The 11812-nt window shown below is 60.7% G+C and carries 16 protein-coding genes; 4 read left to right on the forward strand and 12 right to left on the reverse strand.

Features of this window, described 5'->3' with window-relative positions; translation table 11 throughout:
* Positions 1 to 70: 70 nt before the first annotated feature.
* The 3 genes from ABDW49_RS27270 to ABDW49_RS27280 form a co-directional block, all read right to left on the reverse strand.
* Positions 71 to 895 carry an oxidoreductase gene (locus tag ABDW49_RS27270; protein ID WP_343616954.1) on the reverse strand — a complete coding sequence of 275 codons (825 nt, stop codon included), beginning with the start codon at positions 893 to 895 and terminating at the stop codon, positions 71 to 73.
* Between the two features lie 42 nt (positions 896 to 937).
* The gene (locus ABDW49_RS27275; RefSeq protein ID WP_343616956.1) at positions 938 to 1237 is read right to left on the reverse strand and encodes an EthD family reductase; all 300 of its coding nucleotides are present in this window, start codon (positions 1235 to 1237) and stop codon (positions 938 to 940) included.
* Positions 1238 to 1463: 226 nt separating this feature from the next.
* On the reverse strand, positions 1464 to 2198 hold the full coding sequence (locus tag ABDW49_RS27280; RefSeq protein WP_343616957.1) for an SDR family oxidoreductase: 735 nt from the start codon (positions 2196 to 2198) through the stop codon (positions 1464 to 1466).
* A 78-nt stretch (positions 2199 to 2276) separates the two neighbouring features.
* Between ABDW49_RS27280 and ABDW49_RS27285 the strand changes: the two genes are divergently transcribed.
* A complete protein-coding gene (locus ABDW49_RS27285; RefSeq protein WP_343616959.1) occupies positions 2277 to 2666 on the forward strand; it encodes a helix-turn-helix domain-containing protein in 390 nt (129 codons plus the stop codon).
* A 248-nt stretch (positions 2667 to 2914) separates the two neighbouring features.
* Complete coding sequence (locus ABDW49_RS27290; protein WP_343616961.1) at positions 2915 to 3547, forward strand: tyrosine-type recombinase/integrase; 633 nt, start codon at positions 2915 to 2917, stop codon at positions 3545 to 3547.
* A gap of 112 nt (positions 3548 to 3659) precedes the next feature.
* On the opposite strand, the gene ABDW49_RS27295 is transcribed toward ABDW49_RS27290, so the two are convergent.
* The 8 genes from ABDW49_RS27295 to ABDW49_RS27330 form a co-directional block, all read right to left on the reverse strand.
* Positions 3660 to 4076 (reverse strand): VOC family protein, encoded by a 417-nt coding sequence (locus ABDW49_RS27295; protein ID WP_343616962.1) that lies wholly within the window; start codon positions 4074 to 4076, stop codon positions 3660 to 3662.
* On the reverse strand, positions 4069 to 4680 hold the full coding sequence (locus ABDW49_RS27300; RefSeq protein WP_343616964.1) for a pyridoxamine 5'-phosphate oxidase family protein: 612 nt from the start codon (positions 4678 to 4680) through the stop codon (positions 4069 to 4071). The genes ABDW49_RS27295 and ABDW49_RS27300 overlap by 8 nt, the downstream gene beginning before the upstream one ends.
* Positions 4681 to 4709: 29 nt before the next feature.
* On the reverse strand, positions 4710 to 5552 hold the full coding sequence (locus tag ABDW49_RS27305) for an alpha/beta hydrolase (RefSeq protein ID WP_343617417.1): 843 nt from the start codon (positions 5550 to 5552) through the stop codon (positions 4710 to 4712).
* 646 nt (positions 5553 to 6198) lie between these two features.
* Positions 6199 to 6780 (reverse strand): TetR/AcrR family transcriptional regulator, encoded by a 582-nt coding sequence (locus ABDW49_RS27310; protein WP_343616966.1) that lies wholly within the window; start codon positions 6778 to 6780, stop codon positions 6199 to 6201.
* A complete protein-coding gene (locus ABDW49_RS27315) occupies positions 6777 to 7241 on the reverse strand; it encodes a DUF1348 family protein (protein WP_343616967.1) in 465 nt (154 codons plus the stop codon). Before ABDW49_RS27315 ends, ABDW49_RS27310 begins: the two co-directional genes overlap by 4 nt.
* Positions 7242 to 7593: 352 nt before the next feature.
* Positions 7594 to 8064: a cyanase gene (gene cynS / locus ABDW49_RS27320; protein WP_343616969.1), complete on the reverse strand. Its 471-nt coding sequence runs from the start codon at positions 8062 to 8064 to the stop codon at positions 7594 to 7596.
* A gap of 88 nt (positions 8065 to 8152) precedes the next feature.
* Positions 8153 to 8347 carry a carbonic anhydrase gene (locus ABDW49_RS27325; RefSeq protein WP_343617419.1) on the reverse strand — a complete coding sequence of 65 codons (195 nt, stop codon included), beginning with the start codon at positions 8345 to 8347 and terminating at the stop codon, positions 8153 to 8155.
* Entirely contained in the window at positions 8259 to 8807 is a 549-nt protein-coding gene (locus ABDW49_RS27330) for a carbonic anhydrase (protein WP_343616970.1), read from the reverse strand. Before ABDW49_RS27330 ends, ABDW49_RS27325 begins: the two co-directional genes overlap by 89 nt.
* A gap of 99 nt (positions 8808 to 8906) precedes the next feature.
* Between ABDW49_RS27330 and cynR the strand changes: the two genes are divergently transcribed.
* Complete coding sequence (gene cynR, locus ABDW49_RS27335) at positions 8907 to 9806, forward strand: transcriptional regulator CynR (protein ID WP_343616972.1); 900 nt, start codon at positions 8907 to 8909, stop codon at positions 9804 to 9806.
* Between the two features lie 351 nt (positions 9807 to 10157).
* On the opposite strand, the gene ABDW49_RS27340 is transcribed toward cynR, so the two are convergent.
* A complete protein-coding gene (locus tag ABDW49_RS27340; RefSeq protein ID WP_343616974.1) occupies positions 10158 to 10814 on the reverse strand; it encodes a TetR/AcrR family transcriptional regulator in 657 nt (218 codons plus the stop codon).
* Between the two features lie 78 nt (positions 10815 to 10892).
* Here ABDW49_RS27340 and ABDW49_RS27345 point away from each other — a divergent pair, with 78 nt between their 5' ends.
* A complete protein-coding gene (locus ABDW49_RS27345) occupies positions 10893 to 11807 on the forward strand; it encodes an oxidoreductase (RefSeq protein ID WP_343616975.1) in 915 nt (304 codons plus the stop codon).
* The last annotated feature ends 5 nt before the right edge of the window (positions 11808 to 11812 follow it).

Raw genomic sequence — 11812 nt, forward strand, 5'->3', positions numbered from 1 at the left:
TCTCAGTGGCAATCAACATGATCGCTCTCCAAAGGGATAATAACGTTCAAACGGTGTGCAGGACTGGCGCTCAGGCTGGGTCGAAATCGGTGGCGATCGTGATGTCACGCCAGGCATCGATATCGCGCCGGAAAGCGGCGAGCTTCCGCTCGGCGATCGCGTGGGCGGACGGGCCGAGCGGCAGGTGCAGCGGAGCGTCTTTGGCATCGACGGCCCGCAGGATCACCGCGACCGCCTTGTCCGGATCGCCCGCCTGATTGCCGTCGCCGGTTTCCCGGTAATGCTTGCGCGAGCTCGCGGCATATTCGGGCATCTCGTTGGCGGCCATGGCGATTGATCGACCAAGAAAATCGGTGCGAAACGGTCCGGGTTCGACGATCAGCACGCGGATGCCCAAAGGCTTCAGCTCGCCGGCGAGCGCCTCGGAAATCCCTTCCACGGCAAACTTGGCGGCATGGTAATAGCCACCGCCGCCCCTTCCCTCGATCCCGGCGCCCGACGACATGTTGACGACGGTGCCTCCCGTGCGCCGCAGAACGGGCAGCGCGGCTCTGGTGGTCTCGATCAGCCCGAAGACGTCCACTTCGAACATCGGCCGATATTCTTTAGGCGTGCCTTCCTCGATCGCGCCGAACAATGCGTAGCCGGCATTGTTCACGAGCACGTCGAACCCGCCGAAAGCTTTGACTGCCTGTGCGACCACCGTCCTGGCCGCCGCGGCATCGGTCACATCGAGCGGCAAGGTGAGCATTCGGCCCCCGAACGGCTCGGCCAGGGCAGCGATCGCCTGGACATTACGTGCCGTTGCGATGACCCGGTCGCCGCGCCGTGCCGCCGCAAGCGCAAGTCGCTGCCCGAAGCCGCTCGAGCAGCCCGTGATGAGCCAGGTTTTCATGACATGCGCTCCGTTGGTTTTCAGATAGTGGCGACGCTCCGCTCAGAGCGGATGCACGACGCTGCGCTGCGGTTGGATGGAAGTGAAGAGGGCGACGTCAGCCATGATTTGGGCGGTTTCGGGCGCGTGGAGCGCCGCTTCCATGGCGGCCCCGTCGCGGAAGTTGACAACCCCAACCGCGATCAGCCCGGCGCCGTCCGTTTGAGGGAAGAAACCAGCGGCACTGACGAGCCCATAGCGGCCCCAGCTTTCCCGCACGAGCGGGAAGTGGACGTCGATCCAGTGGTCGCGATCGAACGGTGTGTGCGGATCGCCCGCATAGGTCACCAGCATTGTGATCATCCTCAAAATCCTTGTGCACGAGCGTTCGGACCGTCTGCGGCAGTCAGCTACGACTTCCGCCTGTTCGCCTCGTTCCCGACGATGGAGACAATCTAGATACTTGGATTTGTTCTTGAACCGCCAAGGTTGCACACTTGCCGTTCAGTTTTGTACAGATGATCTGCCGCGAAGGGAGCCGCCAGATTGATCGTTAACGTGGCTGCTCTCCCCCGCCGGCACCGTGCCTCTACACCTGCCCCATGCCGCCATCGACGCAAAGCTCCGCTCCGGTCACGAAGCTTGCCGCATCGCTGAGCAGAAACACCGCGGCGGCCGCTACTTCTGCGGGGTGCGCCATCCGGCCGAGGGGAATGGGTGCGATCAGTTTCTGTCGCATCTCATCGGACACGGCGGTCATCATGTCCGTGTCGGTAGGCCCCGGCGCCACAACGTTGACCCGGATGCGCCGCGGCGCGAGTTCGGCCGCCCAGCTGCGCGCATAAGACCTCAACGCGGCCTTGGTCGCGGCATAGGTGCTGAAGGGCGTTACGCCCATGGCATCCGCGATCGACCCGATCAGCACGACCGACGCGCCTTCCTTGAGCAGCGGCAGCGCCACCTGGATACCGAACAAAGCGCCCCGCACGTTCACCGCGAAGTGCCGATCGAAATGCCCGGACGTCTCTTCGGCGATTGTCGCCGGCTCCGACAGTCCGGCATTCAGCACAAGCGCATCGATGCGGCCATAGCGGCGATCAACTTCGCCCACGACCAGCCGCAGGTCCGCCTGCGAAGCCGCATCCGCCACCAAGCCCTGCGCCAAAGGACCGATCGCCTCCGCCGAAGCCGCTACCTCGGACTGCCTTCGTCCCGTGAGGATCACGGAAGCACCCTCCTGTGCAAGCGCCCGCGAAGTTGCCAGACCGATCCCCTTCGCGCCGCCGATCACCAGTGCAACCTTGTTTTCCATGCTTGCCATCATCCGTCCTTCCATTTGAGACGGGCAACCAGATATACGAGGCATATCTGCTATCAAGAACGCACCTGGAGTAGCCTAGATATGGCTGACGATACCGACCTAGAGGCACTCTCGTGCAAGGCGATGATGGATGTACCCAGGATCCGCCCCGTGCTCGACAAGATCGCGGACAAATGGACGGTCATGATCCTGACGGTGCTTTGCCCCCAGCCAGCGCGCTTCAACGATATCAAGCGACGCTTGGGCGGCATCACTCACAAATCGCTCGCCGACGCGTTGAAGCGCCTGGAACGCTACGGACTGATTACTCGAACTGTACTTCCAACCAGCCCTATCGGTGTCGAATACAGGATTACGCCACTGGGTCACTCGCTCCGCGAACCCTTTGAGGCGCTCTGTTCCTGGGCGCTGGCGCATGAGCATGCTATGGCAACCGCTGCCATAGCCTACGACCGGTCGCGTGGAGAATGACCATCGGGCTTGTAAATGGCTGATGCGCCACAACCAATGCCATCTTACAGGACAGATCAGAATGGGCCTAAAGGCTTGGAGGTGGGCATGTTGCCGCCGGATGTCTTTGGGCAAGGCGAACGGACGATTTTGGCGGAAGTTGCCGCTGGAGGGACGACTGGCAAATGGCTGGGCTTGGTCGACCATTGCCTCACGACATCCATCTGATGCGTTCTTCAAACGGCCAATTTGGCCATTGGAGAACGATCATGGAGCAATCTGAAACTGAACTCATCGCCACCAAGCGCCCGGTCTGGAATGCGGGAAGAGCTGTCGGAGCGAAGCGCGCTCTGAAGCCAAAGCAAATTTGGGAGATCCGCTTCTACCTCAATCAACGTCGTCGCCTGCGAGATCGGGCTCTGTTTGACCTGGCAATCGACAGCAAGCTCCGGGGCTGTGACCTGGTGCAGATGAAAATTGGCGACATTGTTAGCGGTGGTCAGATTCGAACGCGGGCAATCGTGATGCAGCAGAAAACAGGTCGGCCTGTTCAATTCGAATTGCTCCCTGATGCCCGGACTAGCCTGCTAGCCTGGCTTGAGCGACGGGGCGGCACGGTAGATGATTATGTCTTCCCAAGCCGGGTTGACCATAATGGTCACCTCAGCACGCGGCAGTATGCCCGGCTCGTTGATGAATGGGTGACTGGGGTTGGTCTGATACGAAGCGAATATGGCACCCACTCGCTTCGCCGAACGAAGGCGTCGATCATCTACCGGGCGACTGGTAACCTGCGCGCCGTTCAGATCCTGCTCGGCCATAGCAAGATCGAGAATACTGTCCGCTATCTCGGCATCGACGTTGAAGATGCACTCGCTCTGGCGGAAAATACTGAAATCTGACGCCATCGGCACCCGTCTCCGGTGAAGACCGGACTCGGGCGCTTGGGACAATAACCAGCGTTTCAGAGCATGTGGCGACGCCATTGTCGCTCTCTATGCTCTGACTTACCCTTCAAGCCCTGGGGAGAGGAGTGGCAAGCTCCAGACGGATGCCGCCGGGAATGAAGACCAGAAAGTGCCGCGTTGCCGACCCTGGGCGCATCGGCTCGGGTGCCACGTCGATGATGACTTCGGGGTGGGCGCTTATCTTTTCCCACGCTTCGTCCAGAGCAGCGTCGTCCGCGACCGCCAGTGACAGATGATGCAGGCCGATGTTGGCGCGCCGATCAAAACCGCGTGCGGTAATCGGGTCGGCCGCGCGCCAGAGGGTGAGAAGGATCGCGCCATCGGACACAAAGATCGCGGGATAGTCCGGCCTGCCGCCGACCACATCAAAGCCCAGCACGTCACAGAAGAACGCGCGCGCCTGATCGAGATCGGGGACGGTGAGGCCCACATGGTGGACACCGCAGGTCAGTTTTTCAGCCATGATGATGGTCTTCCCATGCAGCGACGCGGGCGCGCAACCGGTCAATTTCAGCCAGCAGCGGCTGAGTGGCTTCCGCAATCTGCGCGTCTGTAAAACGGGGTGTAATATGCTGAGGGCAATTCCAGTCGAACCCGACGATATCGATCACAAAGGCCCTCTCTCCTTCAGCCTCATATCCGGGCACCATCAACGCGGCGACCTTTTCAGGATCGTCGGTGGTATGGGCACGGCCGATCATCTTGAGCCGCCGCCGGTTCGGATAATCCATCAGGAACAGACAGACCCGGTTGTCGGCAGCCAGATTCGCGGTCGAAAGGTACTGACGATTTCCGCGATAGTCGGCAAACCCGATACGGTTGCCAGAGATCAGGCGCAAAAACCCTGCCGGGCCGCCGCGATGCTGGACATAGGGCCAGCCATCTTCGCTGAGGCTGGCCAGATAGAAGCTGTCCCGCGCGGCGATGAAATCCAGTTCTCGATCGGTGAGAACGTCGGTCTCTCCCGCCTGGGCTTCCATGCGTGCATAGGATGCCCGCGACCCGTCAATTTCCTGCATCGCGCGCGACCTTGGGCCGAACATGGTCTTGAAGAATGCTTGTGCCATCGAATCTGAGCCTCCTCGAGCGAGTTCGATCAGCTCTGCACGAAAGCGAGCAGATCGGGATTGATGATGTCGGCGTTCACGGTGAGCATACCGTGCGAGAAGCCGGGGTAGATTTTGAGCGTGGCGCGGGGCAGGATTTCAGCCTGAAGTACACCAGCGTTCTTGTAAGGCACAACCTGATCGTCATCGCCGTGGAGGACGAGCGTGGGGACCGTGATCGCCTCCAGGTCTTCGGTCTGGTCGGTTTCGGAGAAGGCCTTGACGCCTTCGTAATGGGCCTTGGCGCTACCCATCATGCCCTGACGCCACCAGTTGTCGATGACGGGTTCGAGCACCTTGGCGCCCTCGCGGTTGAAGCCGTAGAACGGGCCTGCGGCAACATCGCGGAAGAACTGAGCACGGTTGGCGGCGAGGCCAGCGCGCAGGCCGTCGAACACCTCGATCGGGAGACCACCGGGATAGCGCGCAGTCTTGAGCATGATAGGCGGCACGGCGCTGACCAGAACAGCCTTTGCGACACGGCCCTTCGGAATGCCGTAGCGCGCGACATAGGCAGCCACTTCGCCGCCGCCCGTCGAGTGGCCGATGTGGACGGCATTGCGCAGGTTCAGATGTTCCATCACCGCTGCGGCGTCGGCAGCGTAGTGGTCCATGTCGTGGCCGTCGCTGACCTGCGCGGAGCGGCCATGCCCCCGGCGATCATGGGCGACGACGCGAAAACCCTTGGACAGGAAGAACAGCATCTGCGTGTCCCAGTCGTCTGACGAGAGCGGCCAGCCATGGTGGAACACGATGGGCTGGGCGTCCTTCGGGCCCCAATCCTTGTAGAAAATCCGGGTGCCGTCCTTGGTGGTGACAAAGCCGTTGCTCATGACTGATTCTCCGTTGCGGGTAGGGTTTGGGTTCGTGAAAGCGGCTGCTGCATTGGGCAGCAAAGGCAGGGTGGCGGCGATGGCGCTGCTAACGAGGACGCTGCGCCGGGAAAGGCTGTCCACGATTGTGCTCCTTGGAAAGCTCTGGATTTGAAGCTGGTAGATGCTTGGACAAACTCGGCCCGACCGGGGGGCTTTGAAAACGTCGGACCGAGCTTGCCAAGGCCCCCTCTTCTAAAGGAGGGGTTGGGCCGACAGCGAGCGAGGGGCAGTCGCTGGCACTGTCGAGAAACTTGATGGAAGCCGCATATCAGGCGCCCCTACCGGGACGGGCCTCGAGCGCCCGGTTGGCCATCAGGCCTGCTACGGCAATCGCGCCACCAGTGATTCCGGCGACATTTGATGCAACGATGACAGGCTGGATCTGGTCAGCGATGCGGCTAAACCATTTCCTGATTTCGGGTCCATGTTTGCCAACGGTCACGGGAAGTCCCCTCCTGTGTGAATGTGGATTTCGGCGGCGTCGAGCATCAGCCCGCCACTTGCTCGCGCAATGGGGCTGACCGCAGCAGCGCCTAGGCGGTCTGGCAGACAATATTGGGAAAGCTGGAACGAACCGCCCGGACGCCGGGCAACTCAGAGAATGTCAGCCGTAGCGGCCGATCGCATCGAGCAACGTCGACTGGAGGCGATGAACGATCCGCTGAAAGGTCGCGCCATCACCAAGCGCCCGTGCCAGGACGATGGCACCCTGTATTCCAGATACTGCCTCTTCAGCGAGATCCACGGCCATCTCTGGCGGAACCTTTGCCACTTCGAGGCAGTGGGCCAGAGCCGAGATCCACCTAGCGAAGTAGTCCTTCACCTTAACCGCGAAGGTTTCGCCAGAGGAGTTAAGCCCAAGGCACCCGACGACGCACACCCGCCTTCCAGAGCGGAAATACGCAGTCACGTCGTCGAACATGGCCGTGACAGCCGCTGCCGGATCAGAAGCATTCTCCAGCGGCGAGAAAATCGCATTGGCGAACCAACCATCGATGTTCTCAAGGACCGCCTCCATCATCTCGGACTTCCCGCCAGGGAAGAAGTTGTAGAGGCTGCCTTTGCCCAGGCCCGTGGCCTTTGACAGAGTGGCCAGGGTCGCGCCCTCGAACCCGTGCTCGCGGAATGCCTCTGCCAGTGCTGGCAGCGCACTTTCGCGATCGGTAAGGGCGCGCTTGGTAATCAAAGGCCCAGATCGCTCAGCGAAGCGTGGTCATCGGGACGGCGGCCCAGGGGCCAGAAGAACAGGCGGTCCGATTCCTTGATCGGCATTTCGTTGATGCTGGCGTGGCGGTTCGACATGAGTCCGTCTTCGGCAAAGAGCCAGTTTTCGTTTCCGTAAGCGCGGAACCACTGTCCGGCGTCATCGCGATACTCGTAGGCATAGCGCACGGCAATACGGTTGCCGGTGAACGCCCACAGTTCCTTGATAAGCCGGTATTCGTGTTCCTTGTTCCACTTGCGCTCAAGGAAGGCTTGCGCCTCCTGACGGTTGGTGGCGAACTCAACGCGGTTACGCCAGCGGGTGTCGAGAGTGTAGGCCAGGGCCACTTTGGCGGCATCGCGAGTGTTCCAGCCATCTTCGGCCAGACGGACCTTCTCGACAGCGCTTTCGTGGGTGAACGGGGGAAGAGGAGGACGGGACATTGGATTTCCTTTCGTGATGTGAATGGTCTTGGCAAGCGCCGGGGCAGCAAGGGCCGCAGTAGGGAGGGAAGCTATGAAAGTGCGGCCGGTCACTCGATTCCCCTCTGGGGTTGGCTACTTGTACCTATCGGTACATTCTTTTACCGATAGGTACAAGCAATTTTTTACGAGATAAGTCCGCACCCTGCCCCGCGACCGGAAGACTCTGCATTTTCAGACTTTGTGGTGTGGAAGCGTGCGCCAAAACGGGATCAGCGCCGGAGGTCATAAGCCGCGATGAGTGACTCGTGCCTGGAAGCAATGGGGAAGATGGCGGCACCTTCCCAACGTTCTCAGTTCAGGCGTCGGCCTGTCAAAAGGGCTTGGTTGGAAGGTACTTGCCGTCCAGCGTAATGACGCAGCGGTGGCCACCTTCAGGGTCTTCACGCTTTTCAAGCTTGAGCTTGAAATTGATCGCGCTGATGATGCCGTCACCGAAATCCTCGTGAACGAGCGACTTCAGGGTCGTGGCGTAAACCTGGATGATCTCATAGAAGCGATACATGGTCGGATCGGTCGGCACGCCGTCCGGGAAGCTACCGCGAACAGGGATCGCCTGAAGCAGCGCGATCTCGTCGGCGGCGAGACCGAGCGTCTCGCCGACTGCCTCGGCAGCGCTCGCCGGCAACGGGTGCTGCCCGAGCAGGGCGGCGGTGACGAACTCGCGCGAGAGGCCGCTGTTTGCAGCGATAGCGGTCCAGCTCAGCTGCTTCTCAGCCTTCGACTGGATCACGGCTTCGGTCAGCGCCTTGCGGGCGGTCTGGGTCACTTGCACTTGGGTCATTGATCTACCTTTCTTCTATAACGGTATGAGGGGATAAGGGAGGCGCCCACGATGGGCGCAAAAATCCTGCGTCCTGGCGTGCAATGCCTTAGGCGGCGGCGGCGAGGACGGTCGCGTTTGTCTCGGGATATTCGACCAGATCAACGAACCGGCCACTCGCAGCATCGTATGCTTCGATCGATCCCTCACCGATGTCATAGACCCACCCGTGGAGCGTAAGGCGGCCCTGATCGAGAGCCAGGGCGACGGAAGGGTGCGTTTTGATGTTGTTGAGCTGGGCGATGACGTTTTCGCGCACCATCCCCGCGACCCGGGCCTCGTCGCAGCTGTGCGGAGTGTGCGTCGTTGACCGCCTTGGCGGCATCGGCGTGGTGCAGCCAGCCGGCGACCGTCGGCAGGTGCTCCAGACACTGGCAGGTGGCGATGGCGGTCATCGCGCCGCAGTCGGAATGGCCGCAGATCACGATATCCTCCACGCCCAGCGCGGCGACGGCGTACTCGACCGAGGCGGTAACCCCGCCGGGTTCGGGGCCGAACGAAGGGATGATGTTTCCCGCGTTGCGGATCACGAACAGATCACCCGGCTCGCGCTGGGTGACCAACTCCGGAACGACCCGGCTGTCGGAACAGGTCACAAAAAGCGTACCTGGCTCCTGCCTTGTTGCGAGGTCTTGGAAGAGAGAGATGCGTTCGGGATATTCCCCTTCCCTGAACTTTTTGAACCCTTCGATCAGCCTTTGCATTGTATTGATCTCCTTGCCTTGTTGAGGCAGGTATCGACTTCCCGCTTATAATTGTCCAAGACTGAAAGCCAATCAGGTCTATAAGCAGGCGTTATACAGATGCTCCTTCGCCATCTTCGGTACCTCTCGGCAGTTGTGGAGCATGGGAGCTTCACACGTGCGGCTCAGGCCCTGCATGTGTCTCAGCCAGCGCTATCGCAGCAGATCCGCCAGTTAGAAGAGCAACTGGGCGTGCAGTTGCTGGACCGTTCGGGAAAATCTGTGCGCGCCACGGATGCTGGCGCAACATACCTGAGCCATGTGCACCGGGCCTTTCGCGAGATCGACGCGGCGGGCCGCGCCGCACGTGATGTCAATGATCTCAGCTCTGGCAGGCTGCGTCTCGGCTTTACCCCCAGCTTCAGCGGTTACCTGATTGCGCCGCTCGCACGGCGGTTCCGCGAGCAATATCCTGGGATTGCGCTCGACCTGCTCGCCTTGTCGCAGGATGAGATTGAAGCCGGGCTTGCCGACGACAAGCTCGATTGCGCGATCGCCTTCTGGGCCTCGAGCGTCACCGGCATCGTTGCGCAGCCGCTGCACACTGAACGGTTGTCGCTGATTGCTCGATATGATCACGCGGCGATGGTGAGCCAATCCATTGATATTGCGAGCATAGAGCAGGTGGAGATGGTTCTTCTGAACGGGAGCTTCGCCACCCGCCAAACCATCGACAAGCATTTCAAGCGGCACGGGATCAAGCCGAAAGTCGTGATCGAGACAAGTTCCATGACAACGCTCATCGAACTTGTGCGATCGAGTTCACTGGTGACGGTTCTCCCCGATGCCGTCGCATTTGAACGAGACGACCTGCGTTTCCTGCCCCTCGTCCCGGCAATCGACGCACGGAGGGTGGTCTTGTTACAACGCGAGGGCGGCTATCGCTCAGCCGCTGCAAGGGCATTTGTCGCTACGCTTGATGTTTTCGTGCAGGAGCTAGGACCGCCATCGCTGAGATAGCTGACGCTGGAAGCCTTATGTCAGCAGCGTATGGGGTAGGGCCAACCTCAGGGTGACGGTCCAGCGAACGTCCGGTTTCGGTCTAAAGCGCCACTCCCAGCTCCGCATCGGAACGGCGTATGTTGGTCGGGGCCTGCCGCGCCCGCACGGTGGGAACGGTCGCTGACATTGCTGACGATTAAGGCTCAGTTTTAGATCGTCAGGAGCAGCCGGTCGTTCATTTCTCCCCCTGGAGGTTCTGATCGACTGGCGTTGGGCCTTATTCGTCACTCAAGCGATCTGCCGGGACAACGAGTTCGGCCAAAATGCGCCATTCTGCGGCGCCGAGCTGCCTGTCGCCTGTCGTCGAAATCAGCGTTTCCACCTTGAAATGTGCCGCAGCGACCGCCTCTTGCCTAACGGCCATCCGCCGGTCTCAGATGCGTCGATTAGAGCATCGAAATTCTCGTTCAACAGATCGGTAAACGGCCGCTTGCCGCCTTCTTGATGGAATGCATCAGTAGCAACCCGAACCGCTCCCATCGCCATCATCGCTACCATTCGTAACCCAACGGCTTGGTCGGGCGCCGCCCATTTTTCGCGGAGCGCCGCATAAAGCGTTGCCTCGTGCTCGATCATGCTCGCCTGCTTGCGCGCCTGCACAACCGGGTTCGTCCGCATCAAGTGATCGATCGCGATCATTTCGTCGGCAGGGAACATCCCGCAGATTTTCAGCACTGCGTCTCGAACTGCCTCGAGCGGTCGCTTTTCGGATGGTTGCTTTCTGAGGGCATCGACGATCATCTCGCCCATGCCGCTCTGAAGCGACAGCAGGATCTCGTCCTTTGATTTGAAATAGTAGAAGAAAGTCCGCCGGGAAATGCCTGCCGCCGCTGCAATGTCGTCGAGCGTGGTCGGGGCATAGCCCTTCTTGAGGAACAGGGAGATACCTGCCTCGGTGATCCGCGCAAGCGTCTCGCGGCGCTTGCGCGCCCGCGTACCCTCTTGCGGTGTGATGTCGCTGCTCATCGTCGTTGGGCCTTGAAATCTACACTCAGTGTAATAAATAGATCTTACACCCAGTGTAGCTTTTTTGAAAGGCATGCCATGGCAAATTGGACTGCATCAGATATTCCCCCACAGACGGGCCGTGTCGCGATCGTCACCGGCACCGGCGGTCTGGGGTATGAGGATGCGCTGGCACTGGCGCGCGCCGGAGCCCAGGTGATCCTAGCCGGGCGCAATCCCGACAAGGGTGCCGATGCGATCGGAAAGATCAGGACCGCCGTACCAGGTGCAAACATTCTGTTCGAACAGCTTGATCTCGCCAGCCTCGCTTCTGTCGCGGCCTTCGCTGTTCGGTTTGCGGGGCGATTTGATCGCCTCGATGTGCTGATCAACAATGCCGGCGTGATGGTGCCGCCGCAACGGCGAGAGACCCAGGACGGCTTCGAGCTTCAACTCGGCACGAACTATCTCGGCCATTTCGCTTTGACCGGTCGGCTTCTCCCTCTTCTGCGCCGGACCGCCGGATCGAGGGTCGTCACGCTGTCGAGCATAGCGGCCCGAAGCGGGGCGATCGATTTTGACGATATCAACGCCAGGGCGCATTACCAGCCGATGCCGGCCTATAGCCAATCCAAGCTTGCATGCCTCATGTTCAGCCTGGAGCTGCAACGACGCAGCGATCGCGGTCAATGGGCAGTGACCAGCATCGGTGCCCATCCGGGCGTCGCGCGGACTGATCTATTGCACAATGCCCCGGGGCGCCGCAGCGTTATGGGGCTTACCCGATCGCTGCTGTGGTTCCTGTTCCAGCCTGTAGCGCAAGGGGCATTGCCGACGCTGTTTGCGGCGACGTCTTCCAAGGCTGTACCCGGCGGCTATTATGGCCCAAGGAGCCTTGGCGAGACCAGCGGTGCGCCCGCCACCGCGCGGATTCCACCGCAAGCACTCGACGCAGAGGCTGCAACGAGGCTGTGGGATCTCTCTGAAAATCTGACCGGCGTCAGCTTCGGCTGAAGCCA

The organism is Novosphingobium sp. (genome assembly GCF_039595395.1).
Lineage (GTDB): Bacteria > Pseudomonadota > Alphaproteobacteria > Sphingomonadales > Sphingomonadaceae > Novosphingobium.